The following is an 18473-nucleotide window of genomic DNA, read 5'->3' on the forward strand; positions in this document are numbered from 1 at the left end:
TCTTGAAAAGCCTTGAGCCTTGTCTAAGCTTAAGGCAATCCGAACACCAGTTAGCGCACGGCTCTGCAAGGAGCCAATTCCCCTATGCCAGGTACAAGGAATTCGTACCTGGCTTTTTTTATCTCTTCACGTATCGCTGTTACTTCACTCTTGGCTCTATTCAACAGTCTCTTCGAGCTGTGTGGCGACTCTGTTTTCAAACGGAGGTTCTCTACCCAGCTCATGTTGGTAGAGCAGATCGATCGCCTGCTCGATGAGTGATGCCTGACTGTCTTCGAGATGGATACCCAGAGCGGCCAATCGCTCGGCGTGGCGATTGCTGATCCAGCATTGCAATCGGGTATGGGTCTCCTGCTTGCGTTTTACATGTTGGCGCTGCCGCTCTGCATTGTTTTGGGGGGCCGCTTCTTGCTCTTCACGCACTGTCATTTCTTGGCTCATATGTCCTTGCGATATTACGTTTCTGAGTTTGTTATCTCTCATCACATGCCATTATCCATTGGAAGATGCCCTTCCCCTTTGGGCTGTTGGCTGCGCGACAAATATATCATCAGATTAACAAGATATCATTTAACATAAAAAACGAAGTGACGCAGTTGTGTCAAAGCAAGCCATCAAGGGCATGATCGGAGAATTTGTGGGCGTCATCGAAATACTCCTGCAGGGTTCGCATATCCTTGTGGCGAGTAACTTCAATGATCTTGTTCATCGGCTTGCCGGCAGTCACCGCCGAGGTGATAAATCCACGCCGCAAGCTATGGCCACTGACATAGAGATCATCGATGGTTTGGCCGGTTCGCCGCTTGATCATCAGATTGATGCCCTGGGGGCCGAGTGGTTCGGCCATCAGTTGCCCCCAACGATTCATGCGTCGAAACAGCGGCCCCTCGCTGATCCGGCTTTTGCTCAGCCAGTTTTGTAGTGCCGACACGGGACAATAGTGCTTGCCCGGGATCAGGGCGATCTCGGTTTCATGCAGCTGATGCTTGCTAGGTTTGAGACGAAGGCGGATCCCCTGCCCCACAAAATCGAGATCGCTCACCTCAATTCGGGCTGCTTCCGAGCGGCGCAAGGCGCCACTGAACATCAGCAGTAGCAGGGTGTGATCACGCAAACCCGCGAGGTCACTGGTGTCGATGCCATCCAGCACCTGGGTCAATGGTTGCAGCGTCAGGGCGCCGGTTTTGCGTTTGCGGTTATCCCCCAACCTGACAATACCGCGCATCATCTCCTTGATTTCGGGATGTTCGGTGGGCATGGGATGAATGCCTTTCTGCTTGAAGGCATAACGGATCCCGGCTAGCCGTCTCACTAGGGTTGCCGGTTTACGAGGTTCACCGTTGCGCAGCTCCCCTTTTCCCTCCTCTTTATCCAGCCATACCCAGTCGGCCAATACGCCGTCAGCCTGATCTGCGAGAAAATTCATGATGTCGTGATGGGTCGTTTGCAGCGGATCCAGCCCGTGCAATTGACACCAGAAGACAAAAATACGGGTATCCGCCTGATAGGCATTGAGAGTGGAATCCGCTTTTGCACTGCGTAAAAAGCGGCGTGCCCGACTATTTAGCTGTGCATCGAAAACAGTCTGCAGTGACTGATGAGCCAGATTGGACAAGGATAGATATGCCACGGAACTCTATGATTCATATGAAGTTTGAGAGGATCTTACAGGATCCTTCCCATACATCAAGTATCGATAATGAATATTATCGATACTTATAGCCTGATGTTTTAATACCCTTTGACCACAGTGAAAAAACGAAACATCGGAATATCATTCACCCAGTTTTGTATGGATGAACGAGTTGAATTGACTGGGTGGGTGAGAGATAACGTTGTGCTAGGTTGGTTTTCAGGTGGGTAATCAGCTTGGTATTTGAAATATAAAAGCCCCGAGCAACGGGGCTTCTGTGTTATTTTTTCGCCAGCTTGAACAGTTCAAAGAAATTCCGGCTGGTGGCTTCTGCCAATTCATTAAGCGGAATATGACGCAGATCGGCAATAAACTGCGCAACGTCTCGCACAAAGGCAGGTTCGTTCTCCCTCCCCCGATGCGGAACAGGTGCAAGATAGGGCGAGTCGGTCTCGACCAGCAATCTGTCGAGGGGCAGAGCCTTGACCACTTCTTGCAGTGCAGACGCATTTTTGAAGGTGGCGATCCCGGAGATGGAGATATAGAACCCCATCGCCATCGCAGCTTGCGCCATTTCGAGGGATTCGGTGAAGCAGTGCAGCACACCGCCAACCTGATCAGCGCCCTCTTCGCGCATGATCTGCAAGGTATCTTGCTGGGCATCGCGGGTATGGATGATCAGTGGCTTGTTCAACGCGCGCGCAACCCGGATATGTTCGCGGAAAGAGGCTTGCTGCACTTCCTTGTTCTCGGGCGAGTAAAAGTAATCGAGACCGGTCTCACCGATAGCCACCACACGTGGATCGGCAGCTTGCTTGAGCAGCAACTCGGCATCGACACCGGGTTCCTGATTGAGCGGGTGTACCCCGCAAGAGGCAAATACCTGGGGATAGGGAGCGATCGCCTCGAGCATGGTCGGGAACTGTGCCTGAGTCACACTGACACAGAGAAAATATCCCACGTCCAGTTTCGCGGCCTTTGCCAGTACATCAGCCATGCTGGTCTGCTTGCTGCCATAGCTGAGGCGATCGAGATGACAGTGGGAATCAACGAGTAACATATAAAACCTTTCTGCTTGTCGGTACTTATAACCAGCGACTGAGCCAGTTCATCAGATGGATGGTGGGATTGGAGAGCTGACCAGGCTGGCATGCCGCTTTCAGGGAAACCAGATCTTGTTCTGCTTCCAGCAGTTTTTCGCTGGAGTGCTGCTCCGCCAACCGTTGACTCAAAATTGCCAGATCAGGCATTGCCAGCTGATGGTGACCACATCCGGCCTGGGTTTTCAGGGCATCGCATAAGAAGAGCTGCAACCAGTGCAACCTGACCTGCGTTTCCTGACCAAGCTGGCTGCACAGTGCCGTCGCCTTGCCCGGACTTTGGCTCAGGGCGACAAACTGTTCCAGCAGTTCGCGGCGAGTACCGTCCTGTTGCTGCTCGATATAGTCGAGTACCCGCAGTGGTGCCCCCTGACAGATCCGCACCTGAGCTAGAGTGGCCTGATGACCCTGCTCGGCCAACCAGCGTACAGTTTCCCCTTCCGCAGGCAACTGACAGACATGTTTGTGACAGCGACTGAGAATGGTAGGGAGCAGCCGGGAAACCTGGGAGGCAATAAGCAACAGCAAGCTGTCGCCGGCCGGCTCTTCCAGGGTTTTCAGCAGGGCGTTGGCCGCCGCTTCGGTCATCCGCTCCGCATCTGGAATGATCACCACCTTGCCACGGCCGAGCTGGGCAGAGCCCTGCAGCCGGGTGCAGATCTCGCGAATGGCCTCGACCCCGATGGTCTTGCTGTCGCGAGTTATGGTGCCGAGATCCGGGTGGTTGCCCTTGTCAAACAGTTGGCAAGAGTGGCACTGACCGCACGGCTCTCCGCGATCCGGTTGCTGGCAAAGGTGCAAACGTGCCAGCCGCTCGGCCAGCTGTTCCTTGCCAAGACCGGGATCGCCGAGCAACAACCAGGCGTGGCCGAGGCGACCGGACTGGGCCGTCTGGCTCAGGGCATGCCAGTCGGGGATCAGCCAGGGATACATAGCGGCTCGTTCGACAGATAGTGCTCCAATGCACGTTCGATGGCAGCTTTGACCTGATCCGGCGTTTGCGCCGCATCGATCACCACAATGGAGTCATCCTTGGCGGCCAGTTCGAGATAACGAGTTCGGGTACGCTCGAAGAAGCTCAGTTGCTCCAGTTCGATGCGATCCAGCTCGCCACGATGGCGCGCGCGCTGCAAGCCAAGGGCGGGATCGATATCGAGATAGAGGGTGAGATCCGGCTTGAAGTTGCCGAGCACCGCTTGCTTGATAGCACCGATAAGCTGGGCATCGATACCACGGCCACCGCCTTGATAGGCCTGGGAGGAGAGATCGTGGCGATCCCCCACCACCCAGACACCGTCGGCAAGTGCGGGTTTGATGCGGGTCTCCACCAGTTGTACCCGGGAGGCATACATCAGCAGCAGTTCCGCCTCGATGGTGAGGCGCTCGTCGTGCACCTCTTTGACGATGGCCCGCATCCGCTCGGCCAGCGGCGTACCACCCGGTTCGCGGGTGCACTCGATCCGGTTGATGCCGTGGCCCTGCAGATAGTCGGTCACATAACGAACGGCCGAGCTCTTCCCTGCCCCTTCCAATCCTTCGATCACAATAAATTTAGACATTAGGGTTTCTTCAATATGTATTCGCGAACCGCCCGATTGTGTTCATCGAGGGTCTTGGAGAAATAGTGGGCACCGCCCCCCTTAGCGACAAAGTAGAGATAGTCGGTCGACTTGGGGTTGAGCGCTGCTTCGATGGAGGCCTTGCCCGGCATGGCGATGGGCGTGGGCGGCAGGCCGTCGATCACATAGGTGTTGTAGGGATTCTTGTCGGTCAGATCGCTGCGACGAATGTTGCCATCGTAGCGATCCTTCACCCCGTAAATGACGGTGGGATCGGTTTGCAGCTTCATGCCCAGACGCAGTCGATTGACAAACACCGAGGCGATCTGCGCCCGCTCGTCCGGCTGGCCGGTCTCTTTCTCGATGATGGAAGCCATGATCAACGCCTCATAGGGCGTTTTGTAAGGCAGGTTGGCCTGACGTTTCTCCCAGCTCTGCTGCAGGAAAGTCTCCATATCCTGATGGGCGCGACGCAGGATCGAGAGATCGCTGGCATGGGTGGTATAGGCGTAGGTTTCCGGCAGGAACCACCCCTCCAGCTTGCCATTCTCGATGCCGAGCTCCTGCGCCAAGTCGGCTTCGGATTGCTCAACAGTCAATCGCTCAAGGTATGGGGCGCTGGAGAGCTGCTTCTGCCAATCCTCGAAACGGGAACCTTCGACGAAGGTGAGGCTGAAGTGAAACTCCTTACCCGATGCGAACAGAGAGAGGGTCTCCTTGAGAGGTGCCCCTTCCTTGATTTCATAGGTGCCCGATTTGATGGCCACCAGTTCGGGATGGCTCCGCAGCCAGAGCCGCACCGCCCAGGGGCTGGCTTCCCCCTCCCCCAGTTCGGCGATGAGGCGCGCCGCATGGGCGCCCTTCTCCACCGTAAAGAGCCGGGTCGGCCCCTTGTTGGTGAGCGTTTCTACCTGTTGCCATTTGTAATGTACATAGCCCCCGGCAGCGGCAACCGTCAGTGCCGCCCCCGCAAGCATGGTGTAAAGCCGATTAAACTTCAATGACCAAACGCTCCTGTAAACGGCGACTCAATACAGCTGGGGGATAGTGAATATCCTCGATGCCATTGACCGGCACGATCCCCATCAGGGTATTGGTGAGCCACACCTCTTCCGCCTGCCATAGTGATTCCAGCGGAGCCTCTACCACACGCAACTCAATACTCATCTGTTTCAACATCGCTATCACCTGGCGACGCATGATGCCATCGACACCACCGCGGGCGAGATCGGGCGTAAACACCGTCTTGCCCCGACGCCAAAACAGATTGGCACTGACCCCTTCAATCAGAAAACCACGACTGTTAAGCACTATCCCTTCGACTGCATTTCGGCTGACAAGTTCGCTTTTCAGCAATACCTGCTCCAGACGATTCAAGGTTTTAAGCCCGGCCAGCATGGGGGCATCGCCGATCCGCTGGCGGCACACCACCATCTCGATCCCCTCCTGTTGCCACTGGCCATAGTGAGTGGGAAATGGCGCCAGAGTGACAATCCGGGTCGTGTGCTGACATCCGCTGCCATCATAGCCTCGCCCCCCCTCACCGCGGGTCAGGATCACCTTGGCCACGCATTGTGGCTGGTCGGCCACCATCTCTTCAACCTCCCGGGTCAAGAGTTCCCAGTCCGGTTCAACCAATCCCAGCCGGTTGTTGGCCAGCTGCAACCGTGCCAGATGGGCAGGCCACTGCAACACGCGACCCTCCTTGACCGCCATGGTGGTGAAATGACCGTCACCATAAGCCAGCCCCCGATCATGGGCCGAGATGGTATCAAGCTGCATTCCATTGATAAGCAAAGGGATCCCTCCGATAAAAAAGGCCCGATACCGGCAGTATCGGGCCTGTGTCTTTGCCCTGCGGCAAATTATACGCGTTTGAAGATCAGTGAGCCATTGGTGCCGCCAAAACCAAACGAGTTGGAAAGGGCGTACTCGAAGCTGCCTGGCTTGGCCACATGGGGTACCAGATCCAAGTCGCACTCTTCATCCGGGTTGTCCAGGTTGATGGTGGGCGGAGCCACCTGATCACGCAGGGCCAACACTGTGATGATCGCCTCGATGGCACCGGCGGCGCCCAACAGGTGACCGGTCATGGACTTGGTAGAGCTCACCATCAGGGATTTGGCGTGCTCACCAAACACCGACTTCATGCCACGCAGCTCGGCCACATCACCCAGCGGGGTGGAGGTACCGTGCGCGTTGATGTAACCAATCTGCTCGGGAGCAATGCCGGCATCCTTGATAGCATTTTTCATGGCGCGAGCACCACCGTTGCCATCTGCAGGAGGCGCAGTCATGTGGTACGCGTCACCGCTCATGCCAAAACCGACCAGCTCGGCGTAGATCTTGGCGCCACGGGCCTTGGCGTGTTCGTACTCTTCCAGTACCAGTACACCGGCACCGTCACCCAGCACGAAACCATCGCGATCTTTATCCCACGGACGGCTCGCTTTTTGCGGCTCGTCGTTGCGGTTGGAGAGTGCCTTGGCTGCTGCGAAGCCACCCATCCCCATCGCGGTGGAGGCTTTCTCGGCACCGCCGGCGACCATCACATCGGCATCACCGTAAGCGATCATCCGGCCAGCCATACCGATGGCATGGGTACCAGTGGTACAGGCGGTCGTCACGGCGATGTTCGGCCCTTGCAGACCTTTCATGATGGAAAGATGACCGGACACCATATTGATGATGGTGGACGGAACGAAGAAGGGACTGATCTTGCGCGGGCCGCCGTTGACCAAGCTTTCGTGGTTCTGTTCAATCAGACCCAGACCGCCGATACCGGAGCCAATCGCCACGCCGACACGTTCGGCATTCTCTTCATTGATGGTCAGGCCGGAATCATCCAGTGCCTGCATACCGGCTGCGATGCCGTATTGAATGAAGAGATCCATCTTGCGAGCGTCTTTACGGTTGATGCCGTATTGCTCGGGATCGAAATCCTTGACCAGACCTGCGAAGCGGGTTGCAAACTCGCTGGCATCAAAATGTTCGATAAGGGAAATGCCGCTCTGCCCGTTGAGCAGTGCTTGCCAGCTGGATTCGGCAGTGTTACCCACCGGGGAAAGCATCCCCAAGCCGGTCACCACGACTCTGCGTTTTGACACTGAGGTAGTCTCCGAGAGGTGTTTTGAAAGGGAACAAATACAAAAGAAGCGGCCCTTGGGCCGCTTCTTTCAGAACAGGAACTTATTCCTGATTAGCGGTGATGTAGTCGATAGCCGCTTGAACAGTGGTGATCTTCTCGGCTTCTTCATCAGGAATTTCGGTATCGAATTCTTCTTCCAGCGCCATTACCAGTTCAACGGTATCCAAAGAGTCAGCGCCCAGGTCGTCGACGAAGGAGGCAGCGTTCTTAACGTCTTCCTCTTTAACACCCAGTTGTTCGATGATGATTTTCTTTACGCGTTCTTCGATGTTGCTCATGACCTGAATTTTCCTTTAAAAATACGCTATTTGCGTCTGGTTGGGGTAGTTTATTCAATTGACGTGAGTTTGCAAGTAGCTTGCCGCTGGTCAAACCACGAAATGTGCCAAACTTCGGCGTACTATCGCAAATTTGAACAGATCTTACGACAAATTGATTACACCATGTACATCCCGCCATTAACATGCAGGGTTTCGCCGGTGATATAGGCTGCTTCATCAGAAGCCAAGAATACCACAGCTGCGGCAATTTCTTTTGGATCACCCAAACGGGCGGCAGGCACCTGACTCATGATGCCGGCACGTTGATCGTCATTCAGGGCACGGGTCATGTCGGTTTCGATGAAACCGGGAGCAACCGCGTTCACTGTGATACCACGGGATGCCACTTCCCGCGCCAACGATTTGGTAAAACCAACCAGACCGGCCTTGGCGGCAGCATAGTTGACCTGACCGGCATTGCCCATGGTTCCCACCACGGAGCCAATGCTGATGATGCGACCGTGACGTTTCTTCATCATGGCACGCAACACCGGTTTGCTCAGACGGTAAAGCGAGGTCAGATTGGTATCGATGATCTCGTTCCACTCGTCATCTTTCATCCGCATCAACAGGTTGTCACGGGTGATACCCGCGTTGTTGATCAGGATGTCGATGTCGCCAAAGCGCGCCTTGATGGCGGCGAAGACGGCTTCGATGGATTCCTGGCTGGTCACGTTCAGTGCTATGCCGCAACCATTGTCGCCCAGATAGGCGCTGATCGCCTCGGCACCGCTCTCGCTGGTCGCCGTACCGACCACTTTCGCGCCACGGGCCACGAATGTTTCGGCAATCGCACGGCCGATGCCACGACTGGCACCGGTCACCAACACAACCTTATCGGTAAAACTCATCACTTGCTCCTGTTTACTTGATCTGGGCCAGCGCCTGCTCGAAAGAGGCGGCATCGTTGGCGTGAATACCTTCCACGCGCTTGTCGATGCGCTTGGCGAGCCCGGTCAACACTTTGCCCGGTCCCATCTCGATCTCGAGGGTAACCCCCTCATTGGCCATCCGCTCGACAGTCTCGGTCCAACGAACCGGGCTGAACAGCTGACGTACCAGTGCTTGCTTGATGGCGGCCGGATCCTGTTCACAGGATACGTCGACATTATTGATGACCGCGATGGTTGGAACCTTGATCTCGATCCCGTCCAGCGCAGCTGCCAGTTTTTCTGCGGCAGGTTTCATCAGCGCGCAGTGAGACGGCACGGAGACCGGCAGCGGCAACGCACGCTTGGCGCCCGACTCTTTCATCAGCACGTTGGCTCGCTCAACGGCCTCTTTGTGACCGGCGATAACCACCTGGCCCGGGGAGTTGAAGTTGACCGGAGAGACCACCTGCCCTTGTGCCGCTTTTTCGCAGTTGGCGGCGATGGATTCGTTATCCAGACCGATGATGGCCGCCATGGCGCCGGTGCCTTCCGGTACCGCTTCCTGCATGGCCAGACCACGCAGCTCGACCAGTTTGACCGCATCGGCAAAATCGAGTGCACCGCTGCAAACCAGCGCGGAATACTCACCCAGGCTGTGACCCGCCATGACGGCAGGGGTTGCCCCACCCAGCTGTTGCCACAGGCGCCACAGAGCGACAGAGGCTGTCAGCAGCGCAGGCTGAGTGCGCCAGGTTTTGTTCAGATCTTCAACCGGACCATCCATCACCAGGGCAAACAGGTCATAACCCAGCACCTGGCTCGCCTCGGCGAAGGTCTCCTTGATCACGGCATGTTGTTCGGCCAGCTCGGCCAGCATGCCTACGGACTGGGAACCTTGTCCCGGGAAGGCAATGGCAAATTGGGTCATCATTGATTCCTTTTAGATAAGACAAAAATGAAATCGGTGACGGGATGATGGGCGCACCATCCCGCCGAAGATCAAAGGCGAACCAGCGCCGAGCCCCAGGCGAAACCGCCGCCAAAGGCCTCCAGCAGAACCAGCTGACCCGGTTTGATCCGGCCATCCCGCACCCCTTCGTCGAAGGCAACCGGAACAGAAGCGGCAGAGGTATTGCCGTGCTTGTCGAGGGTCAGTACCACTTTATCGAGGCTCATACCCAGCTTCTTGGCGGTGGCACTGATGATGCGGAAGTTGGCTTGATGCGGCACCAGCCAATCCAGCTCGCTCGGCTCGATACCGGCAGCGGCCAACGTTTCGGTTACGATCTCGCTCAGACGGGTGACTGCTACCTTGAAGACATCGTTGCCCTTCATATACATGTAGGCTTCGAGCTCGGCACCCGGCATGCCACGACGGGGATGAGGCAGCTTGAGCAGCTCGCCATAACGGCCATCGGCATGAAGATGGGTAGAGAGGATGCCCGGCGTCTCGCTGGCACCGACAATCACGGCCCCTGCCCCATCACCAAACAGGATGATGGTGCCACGATCTTGCGGATCGCACATACGGGAGAGCACATCGGCCCCGACGACCAACACATGGCGGGCGGCCCCGGATTTGACGAACTGATCGGCAATGGAGAGTGCGTAGGTAAAGCCTGCGCAGGCAGCAGCCACGTCAAAGGCAGGAATGCCCGGTACGCCGAGCAGCCCCTGCAGCTCGCAGGCAGCAGCCGGGAAGGCATTTTCAGCACTGGTGGTGGCCAGCACTATCATATCGAGATCGGCAGCGGTCAGACCGGCTGCATCCAGGGCGCGCAAGGCGGCCTGGTAAGAGAGGGTGGCAACGGTCTCGTCAGCCCCGGCAATACGGCGCTCACGGATACCGGTGCGTTCCACGATCCACTCATCACTGGTCTCAACCATCTGCTCGAGATCGGCGTTGGTACGCACTGAACTCGGCAGATAGCTGCCAGTACCCAGAATTTTGCTATGCATAGAGTTCTTATAGATCCCTGTCAGAGAAGACAGCTTCAAGGCGATCTGCTATCTGCAGTGGAAGTTGATGTTTGGCCTCTTGTGCGGCCAGCAGGATCGCATTACACAGAGCGCGCCGTTCGGCCCGCCCATGACTTTTTACCACAATGCCGCGCAATCCTAACAGACTTGCCCCGTTATACTGGTCGGGGTTCAGGTAAGAAAAACGCCGTTTGAACATAAATCCGGCGATCCGGCCAAGAAAAGTGCGTTTCTTGCGGGGATATCCGGCCAGCTGGGCCATCATCCGCACCACCCCTTCTGCTGTCTTGAGGGCGACATTGCCGACAAAACCGTCGCAGACGATCACGTCGCTGTCGCCGCTGAAGATGCGATCCCCTTCGACGAACCCGACATAATTGAGCGCGTGGCACTGACGCAACAATTCGGCACTGTGGCGTACCAGATCATTGCCCTTGATCTCCTCCTCGCCGATGTTGAGCAAGGCAACACGGGGGGATGCAATCCCTTCTACCTTTTCGGCCACGACAGAGCCCATCACCGCAAACTGCAACAAGGTATCGGCATCGCAACTGACGTTGGCGCCAAGATCCAGCATCACGGTGCGTTTGCCGCTCAATGTCGGCAGCGCCTTGATAAGGGCTGGTCTGTCTACCCCGGGCAGGGATTTGAGCACGCACTTGGCCATCGCCATCAACGCACCGGTATTGCCGGCACTGACGCAAGCATCGGCCTCACCGGCTTTCACCAGATTGAGTACCACCCGCATGGAGGAGTCTTTCAGAGTACGCAGCGCCACGATCGGTTTATCGCCCATGCCAACCACTTGGGATGCATGTACGAAACGAACGCGGGGATGATTCAGCAAGCCATGTTGCTGCAGCAAAGAAGAGGTCTGGTGCTGGTCGCCGACCAGGATCAGTTTTAGCTGGGGTAAAAGAGACAGTGCCTGCACGGCGGCAGGCACTGTTTCCGAGGGGCCAATATCTCCCCCCATGATGTCTAGCGCGACAGTTTGCGTAGACAAAGGCAATCCTTAAGCGATTACCTTTTTACCGCGGTAGAAACCATCGGCAGTCACGTGGTGACGACGATGGATTTCGCCACTGGTCTGATCAACAGTCAGGGCAGCGGTGGTCAGCGCATCGTGGGAACGACGCATGCCACGCTTGGCACGGGTTTTACGGTTCTGTTGTACGGCCATTGTAGGCTAACTCCTAAATTCACTTACGTTTAAGCTCTTCAAGAACTGCAAAGGGATTCGGCCGCTCATCAGCAGGTTCGATTTCACCCCAAGTCATCTCCATGTTACCGCGGGGACACGCATCCAGAGAATGCATGGCTACCTGAGGCAACGAGAGGATGAGTTCATCCTCTAGGATTTGATGAAGGTCCATCTCGCCGTTTTCGTCCAACTCAATGGGCTCATAAGCTTCCGGCAGTTCTTCCTCGTTTGTTCTTTCGAACAGCGGAGTGTAGATAAATTCAGCTTCACAGAGATGCTCGAAAGTCTCTCCGCAACGTTGGCAAACCAGGTCAACCTTGGCATGGGCAGTGCCTTTCATAACGGTCAACTTCTGGACATCTTTGCCAAAGTGCAGCGATACCTCGATATCACTCCGCAAGCCAGCGGTTGATTCCTCCAGCCTGGGCATCTGCGACTTTTCCACTATCCCGATGTAATCGAGCAGCTTCAAGGCACTACGGACTGGATCAACCTTAACGGGCAACTTCACCTTTTGCATAGGGCGCGAATAATATAGGTCCAACAACTGATAGTCAAAGGAAAAAGTCCTTACCGCCGATGATTTTAACGTCACAAGTCCCTAGAATGCCGGTACTCGCTTTCATCGGTAACTCGATTATGCCACAGAATCTGATCCTCGCCTCAACTTCTCGCTATCGCAAAGCCCTGCTGGAGAAGCTCGGACTCCCCTTTGAATGTGCCGCCCCCGATGTGGATGAGCAACCACTGGCTGGCGAATCCGCCGAGGCGCTGGTGGCCAGACTGGCTCGTGCCAAGGCTGATGCCATCGCCCGACATCGTGATCACGGCTTGATCATCGGCTCTGATCAGGTGTGTGTCTGCAATGGCCGCATCCTCGGCAAACCGGGCACCATCGACAATGCCATCGCCCAGCTGATGGCGGCTCAAGATCGCAGCGTCACCTTCTACACCGGCCTGTGCGTGGTAAATGCCGCAACCGGTGAGGCCCATCAACTGGTGGAACCTTTCACCGTCCATTTTCGCAACCTCGATAAAGCCGCCATTCGCCGCTATGTAGAAGCTGAATTGCCCCTAAATTGTGCAGGCAGCTTCAAATGTGAAGGGATGGGCATCGTGCTGTTCAAGGGGCTGGAGGGGCGCGATCCTAACGCATTGATCGGTCTGCCACTGATCGGCCTGATCGAGCTGCTGGAGCGCCACGGTATTGCCCTGCCCTGATTGCGGACGAATAGATAAGCTAGAACGAGCATATAAAAAGCCCGGTCAATAGACCGGGCTTCTGTTATCAATCAGATCGATGTCTCTTAAAGAGAGGTGTCTATAACAGCACGCGAAGAGCCGTCATGGAGTCCACCACCGCCACAGGTCCGTGACGACTGAGGGCATCCCGACTATCTACACCCCAAGTAACGCCAATGCGCGGCATGGCAATTGCCTCGGCCATCGCCATATCGTGAACAGAGTCGCCGATCATTACCGCCTGACGGGGTGACAGCCCCAGCTCGTCCAGGATCTGCTCAAGCATCAGCGGATCAGGCTTGGAGCGAGCCTCATCGGCCCCACGACTGGTCACAAACAACGGGCGCAGCCCGGTCTCATCCAATACCCGATCCAGCCCACGGCGTGATTTCCCGGTCGCGACGGCCAGTTGCAGCCCTCGTGACCGCCAATCATGCAGCAACTCCCCTGCCCCGGAAAACAACGGGCTGGGGGTGGCATCGTGCAGATAGTGATGACGATAGCGATCGATGAGTGCGGCAATCTGGCGCTCACCGCTGGTAGCACCACTGCCACTGCATAAGGGGAACAGACGGGACATGGCGACATCGAGGCTCAATCCGATGATCTGCCGGATCTGGGCTGGCGCAGGTACCGCCAGCTCACAATCTCTGGCGGCCCCTTGCACACAGGCCACAATCCGGCCCACCGAATCCATCAGGGTACCGTCCCAATCGAAAATGGCGAGCCGGATATCCTGCATCAGCGTGGTAAGCCGTTGAGGAAGTTGTCGAGTTCAGGTGCAAGCGGCGCTTCGACCTGCATCTCGCGACCATCGGCCGGATGGGTGAAGCTGAGCTTCCAGGCATGCAAAAAGAGCCGTTTCAGCCCTTGGCTGCGCATTTTCTCGTCAAACGCCGCTTCACCGTACTTATCGTCACAGGCGATCGGGTGACCGGCATGCAGGGTGTGCACGCGGATCTGGTGGGTACGGCCAGTGATGGGGCTGCACTCGACCAGGGTCGCTTCGGCAAATTGACGCACGATACGGAACCGGGTTTCCGATGGCTTGCCATCGGCGCTGACCCGTACTACCCGTTCGCCAGACTGCAGATCGTTCTTGCGCAGCGGGACATTAACCACCTTGACGTGAGCCTGCCATTTGCCGCGAACCAGCGCCAGATACTGCTTGCGCATGGTCTTGACGCGCAACTGCTCATGCAGGCTGCGCAGGGCGCTGCGTTTTTTAGCAACCAGCAGTACGCCTGAGGTATCGCGATCGAGACGGTGAACCAGTTCGAGGAAACGGGCTTCCGGACGCAGGGCGCGCAGCCCTTCAATCACGCCAAAGCTCAGGCCGCTGCCGCCATGTACGGCCATGCCGGAGGGCTTGTTCAGCACGATCATGGCATCGTCTTCGAACAGGATCTGACTCTCCAGACGCTGGATAACGCCCAGATTTGCTGAAGGCAGCTCATTCTTCTCGGCAACGCGTACGGGAGGAACCCGCACCTCGTCACCTGCGCAGAGTTTGTACTCCGGTTTGATGCGCTTTTTGTTTACTCGCACTTCGCCTTTACGAAGGATGCGATAGATCAGGCTCTTGGGGACGCCCTTTAGCTGAGTCTTGAGAAAATTGTCGATGCGCTGCCCGTCATGCTCAGCTTCGATGGTGAGCAGCTGCACTTGTTGTTGTATCTGTGTCATGGCGCGGATTTTAACACTGCCAGCGCCCCTTGGCTGCATGGTTTGTTGAAAAATGGCGCCTTGCTATAAAAGAGGTTTAAATGGGATAATAAACAAGGTTTTGTCATTGTGTTCAAGCCTTGTACTAAGTGGCCAAAAAGTATGCCACCCAATCCCGAAACACCGTGTATACAAGAACATGACGGTTCCCGGGTGCGAGGTACAACGCATGGAGAACACAAACATCACCGTTTATTTGTCTCCATTTCGGCATCCTTATTCATTCCTTCTCGAGAAGTGATGACCAGAACGCCCTTAGTTTGCGCCTCATGCATACCCCAACCGGGAGGTTGCCCCAGTATGCTGAAGACCCGAGGCCGGCGCTGGCAGGACCCAGATGGAGGAAATCAAAATGACACAATAATGAGAACTCAATGAAAAGAATGCTTATCAACGCAACTCAAGAAGAGGAGTTGCGCGTAGCGCTGGTTGACGGACAACAGCTCTACGATTTGGATATTGAAAGTCCGGGACACGAGCAGAAGAAAGCGAACATTTACAAGGGTAAGATCACCCGCGTAGAACCCAGCCTTGAAGCTGCTTTTGTCGACTACGGCGCCGAGCGCCACGGTTTCCTGCCGTTGAAGGAGATCGCCCGCAATTACTTCCCCTCCGGTTACTCCTATCAGGGTCGTCCCAACATCAAAGAAGTGGTCCGCGAAGGTCAGGAAGTTATCGTCCAGATCGACAAGGAAGAGCGTGGCACCAAGGGTGCAGCCCTCACCACCTTTATCAGCCTGGCAGGTAGCTACCTGGTACTGATGCCCAACAACCCCCGTGCCGGTGGTATCTCCCGCCGTATCGAGGGTGATGAGCGGACTGAACTGAAAGAAGCCCTGAGCGGATTGACCGTGCCGGAAGGCATGGGCCTGATCGTACGTACCGCAGGAGTGGGTAAGTCGCCAGAAGAGCTGGAGTGGGACCTGAACGTTCTGCTCAACCACTGGGACTCCATCCACAAAGCCTCCCAGGAGCGCGCTGCGCCGGTGCTGATCCATCAGGAGAGCAACGTCATCGTGCGTGCCATCCGTGACTATCTGCGTCGCGATGTGGGCGAGATCCTGATCGACAATCCGGTGATTTTCGAACGCGCCAAGGCCCATATCGAGCTGGTACGTCCCGATTTCCTCAACCGTGTGAAGCTGTACAAGGGTGAAGTTGCCCTGTTCAACCACTTCCAGATTGAGAGCCAGATTGAATCAGCCTTCCAGCGTGAAGTGCGCCTCCCTTCCGGTGGCAGCATCGTTATCGATCCGACCGAAGCTTTGACCTCCATCGATATCAACTCCTCCCGCGCCACCAAGGGCGGCGATATCGAAGAGACTGCGCTGCAAACCAACCTGGAAGCGGCCGACGAAATTGCCCGTCAATTGCGTCTGCGCGACCTGGGTGGCCTGATCGTTATCGACTTCATCGACATGACGCCGGTTCGCCATCAGCGCGAAGTAGAAAACCGTCTGCGTGAAGCAGTTCATCAGGATCGCGCCCGCATCCAGCTGGGCCGTATCTCCCGTTTCGGTCTGCTGGAGATGTCTCGCCAGCGTCTGCGCCCCTCCCTCAACGAGTCCAGCAGCCATATCTGCCCCCGTTGCCAGGGTCAAGGCGTGATCCGTGACAACGAATCCCTCGCCCTGTCCATCCTGCGTCTCATCGAGGAAGAGGCCATGAAGGACAACACCGAGCAGGTTCACGGCCAGGTGCCGGTGGATGTTGCCGCCTATCTGCTTAACGAGAAACGTGCCGCCATCGCCAGTCTGGAGCAGCGCAATGATGTGCGTGTTTACATCATTCCGAACCAGCATCTGGAAACCCCGCACTACGAAGTAACCCGCATTCGTCAGAACGAGATCCCGGAAGCGGCCAGCTACGAGCTGAAAACCGAGATTGCCAAGCCGGTCTACCAACCGAAGCAAGCTCAGGTGATCGAGCGTGAGCAACCGCTGCTGCAAGGCTTTGCCCAACCGGCACAACCTGCCCCTGTTGCACTGCAACAGCCGGCGGCTCCCGTTGCTGCGGCCCCTGCCGAAGCCGGCTTCTTCAGCAAGCTGATCAAAGGCATTACCGGCCTGTTCAGCAGCGATGCAGCCCCTGCCGACGTGAAAGCTCCCGCCGAGAAACCTGCAGCTCGTGAAGCACGCAAGGATGAAGGTCAGCGTCACCAGCGCGAAGAAGGCCGTGGCCGTGGTCAGCGTCCTCGTCGTGACGACAATCGTGGCAACCGCAACAATGCGGAAGCAGGCGAGAAGCGTGAAGGTGGCAACCGCGAAGCTGGTGAAAACCGCAATCGCCGTCCCCGCAAAGAGCGCGAACCTCGTCAGGAGCGTGAAGCTCGTGGCGAAGTGCGCAGCGAACAGCGCATGGAACGTGAACCCCGTCAGGAGCGAGAGCCTCGCGAACCGCGTCAGGAACGTGCGCCACGTCCGGCCCGTGAGCCTCGTGCTCCCCGTGAGCCGCGCGCCGAAGTCGTTGTTGACGCAGTAGATACCGTCGATGCAGCTGCTGCCCAGCCACGTCAGGAGAAAGAGCAGAAAGTAGCCGAGCGCCGCGAACGTCGCCAACTGCGCAAGCAGATCCGCGTCGATGTCGCCGCTGCTGACACCCCTGCCCTGCCGGTTGACGAAGTACCAGCGCAAGCTGAAGTGATCGATGCTACCGTGGGTAACGAGCAGGAAGAGCAGAGTGAAGGCCAGCGCCGTTCACGCCGCACTCCGCGCAGCCAGCGTATCGAAGGTCAGCGCCGCAAGCGCATCAATGAAGATGCCCGCAGCCAGCGTGACGAAGAACAGCAAGAGACCACCACTCTGACCACCGCAGCCCAGGCAGATATTGCCAAAGCGCAGGTTGAAGAGCCGGTAGTGCCTGTTGTTACCATCCCGAGCGCTGAAGCAGTCGCAGCTGCCCTGCAAGCCTCTGCGGCACTGACCGAGCATGTGGTTGTCGAAGCCGTTGCTGAAGAAGCGGCCGAGCAGGCTGCTGCCCATGTCGACGCAACTCAAGCCGATGAGATCGCCAGCCCGGTTGTTGCCGCTGTCGCAGAAGTCGTGGTTGCAGCAGCGCCAGAAGTTGCCGTTGTCGCCGCTCCGGCTGTCGACATGGCTGCCACTGAAGTCGTTGAAACTGCTCAGGTTGTTGAAGAAGCCCCTGCTCTCAACACTCCTGTTGTGGAAGCTGTACCGGCTGCAGTCGAAATGCCAGTTGCGGTTATCGAAGCCCCGGCACCTGTCGCTGCCGTTGCGGTGGAAGAGACTCCGGTCGTGACCAAACAGGTAGCTCACGGTGCTGGCCTGCTGGCTCGTGCCCGCAAAGCATCCGCCCCGATGGCAACCCCTGCCGAAGCCCCTGCCCTGCCTGCCCGTGAGCCGGTTAACTACCCGCCGCTGGTACGCAACGAAGTGAGCACATCAGGTCGTCATGGTGGCAGCACAGCCGCCGTCAACGTGGCCACCTGCCCGGCCGGTCGCCCCTAAGCAACCCGGGTTGATCCCCTAAACAAAAGCCACACCAACCGGTGTGGCTTTTTTATTTCTATTTTCCCCTGTGCACTCACAGACACATTAATACCCATGTTCTGCAAAGCCGCTTTGTCTGTTATCTCTCTATCATTGAACACTGCGTTAACTCATGTTTACTTTTTCACGTAACAGAGAATGTCAGTTTTTCAGCGCTTATGTTCAGCATGAGGCCGACTGA

General features: G+C 56.7%; 19 protein-coding genes. 2 read left to right on the forward strand and 17 right to left on the reverse strand.

All coding sequences use genetic code 11. From position 1 onward, the window contains the following. Positions 1–156: 156 nt before the first annotated feature. The 15 genes from LRL22_RS05990 to yceD form a co-directional block, all read right to left on the reverse strand. Positions 157–441 carry a RepB family protein gene (locus tag LRL22_RS05990; RefSeq protein WP_201951120.1) on the reverse strand — a complete coding sequence of 95 codons (285 nt, stop codon included), beginning with the start codon at positions 439–441 and terminating at the stop codon, positions 157–159. 160 nt (positions 442–601) lie between these two features. Continuing rightward, a complete protein-coding gene (locus LRL22_RS05995) occupies positions 602–1591 on the reverse strand; it encodes a tyrosine-type recombinase/integrase (RefSeq protein WP_270904966.1) in 990 nt (329 codons plus the stop codon). A 322-nt stretch (positions 1592–1913) separates the two neighbouring features. Continuing rightward, on the reverse strand, positions 1914–2693 hold the full coding sequence (locus LRL22_RS06000) for a TatD family hydrolase (protein ID WP_005345529.1): 780 nt from the start codon (positions 2691–2693) through the stop codon (positions 1914–1916). A 25-nt stretch (positions 2694–2718) separates the two neighbouring features. Beyond that, complete coding sequence (gene holB, locus LRL22_RS06005; RefSeq protein WP_270904945.1) at positions 2719–3666, reverse strand: DNA polymerase III subunit delta'; 948 nt, start codon at positions 3664–3666, stop codon at positions 2719–2721. Next, a complete protein-coding gene (gene tmk, locus LRL22_RS06010; protein WP_270904946.1) occupies positions 3651–4292 on the reverse strand; it encodes a dTMP kinase in 642 nt (213 codons plus the stop codon). Before tmk ends, holB begins: the two co-directional genes overlap by 16 nt. After that, on the reverse strand, positions 4292–5293 hold the full coding sequence (gene mltG / locus LRL22_RS06015; RefSeq protein ID WP_270904947.1) for an endolytic transglycosylase MltG: 1002 nt from the start codon (positions 5291–5293) through the stop codon (positions 4292–4294). The genes tmk and mltG overlap by 1 nt, the downstream gene beginning before the upstream one ends. Then, positions 5283–6089, reverse strand: a complete 807-nt coding sequence (gene pabC, locus LRL22_RS06020; protein WP_270904948.1) for an aminodeoxychorismate lyase — start codon at positions 6087–6089, stop codon at positions 5283–5285. The genes mltG and pabC overlap by 11 nt, the downstream gene beginning before the upstream one ends. A gap of 68 nt (positions 6090–6157) precedes the next feature. After that, a complete protein-coding gene (fabF, locus tag LRL22_RS06025; protein ID WP_005333158.1) occupies positions 6158–7399 on the reverse strand; it encodes a beta-ketoacyl-ACP synthase II in 1242 nt (413 codons plus the stop codon). 82 nt (positions 7400–7481) lie between these two features. Beyond that, positions 7482–7718, reverse strand: a complete 237-nt coding sequence (gene acpP / locus LRL22_RS06030; protein WP_005300909.1) for an acyl carrier protein — start codon at positions 7716–7718, stop codon at positions 7482–7484. A gap of 158 nt (positions 7719–7876) precedes the next feature. Next, positions 7877–8611, reverse strand: a complete 735-nt coding sequence (gene fabG / locus LRL22_RS06035; protein ID WP_270904949.1) for a 3-oxoacyl-ACP reductase FabG — start codon at positions 8609–8611, stop codon at positions 7877–7879. A gap of 13 nt (positions 8612–8624) precedes the next feature. Beyond that, a complete protein-coding gene (fabD, locus tag LRL22_RS06040) occupies positions 8625–9560 on the reverse strand; it encodes an ACP S-malonyltransferase (RefSeq protein WP_042083039.1) in 936 nt (311 codons plus the stop codon). Positions 9561–9631: 71 nt separating this feature from the next. Continuing rightward, a complete protein-coding gene (locus LRL22_RS06045; protein WP_040065495.1) occupies positions 9632–10591 on the reverse strand; it encodes a beta-ketoacyl-ACP synthase III in 960 nt (319 codons plus the stop codon). 7 nt (positions 10592–10598) lie between these two features. Continuing rightward, the gene (gene plsX / locus LRL22_RS06050; protein ID WP_005351844.1) at positions 10599–11618 is read right to left on the reverse strand and encodes a phosphate acyltransferase PlsX; all 1020 of its coding nucleotides are present in this window, start codon (positions 11616–11618) and stop codon (positions 10599–10601) included. A 9-nt stretch (positions 11619–11627) separates the two neighbouring features. Then, positions 11628–11795 (reverse strand): 50S ribosomal protein L32, encoded by a 168-nt coding sequence (gene rpmF, locus LRL22_RS06055; RefSeq protein ID WP_005300935.1) that lies wholly within the window; start codon positions 11793–11795, stop codon positions 11628–11630. Between the two features lie 19 nt (positions 11796–11814). After that, on the reverse strand, positions 11815–12336 hold the full coding sequence (gene yceD / locus LRL22_RS06060; RefSeq protein ID WP_043850932.1) for a 23S rRNA accumulation protein YceD: 522 nt from the start codon (positions 12334–12336) through the stop codon (positions 11815–11817). Positions 12337–12455: 119 nt separating this feature from the next. Between yceD and LRL22_RS06065 the strand changes: the two genes are divergently transcribed. Then, on the forward strand, positions 12456–13037 hold the full coding sequence (locus tag LRL22_RS06065; RefSeq protein ID WP_270904950.1) for a Maf family protein: 582 nt from the start codon (positions 12456–12458) through the stop codon (positions 13035–13037). 100 nt (positions 13038–13137) lie between these two features. On the opposite strand, the gene LRL22_RS06070 is transcribed toward LRL22_RS06065, so the two are convergent. Next, on the reverse strand, positions 13138–13800 hold the full coding sequence (locus LRL22_RS06070; protein ID WP_270904951.1) for an HAD-IA family hydrolase: 663 nt from the start codon (positions 13798–13800) through the stop codon (positions 13138–13140). Beyond that, positions 13800–14744, reverse strand: coding sequence for a 23S rRNA pseudouridine(955/2504/2580) synthase RluC (rluC, locus tag LRL22_RS06075; protein WP_270904952.1), 945 nt, complete (start codon positions 14742–14744; stop codon positions 13800–13802). Before rluC ends, LRL22_RS06070 begins: the two co-directional genes overlap by 1 nt. Positions 14745–15157: 413 nt before the next feature. Between rluC and rne the strand changes: the two genes are divergently transcribed. Then, positions 15158–18250, forward strand: coding sequence for a ribonuclease E (gene rne / locus LRL22_RS06080; protein ID WP_270904953.1), 3093 nt, complete (start codon positions 15158–15160; stop codon positions 18248–18250). Positions 18251–18473 lie beyond the last annotated feature (223 nt).

Source organism: Aeromonas sp. PI_26 (assembly GCF_027854445.1).
GTDB lineage: Bacteria > Pseudomonadota > Gammaproteobacteria > Enterobacterales > Aeromonadaceae > Aeromonas > Aeromonas veronii.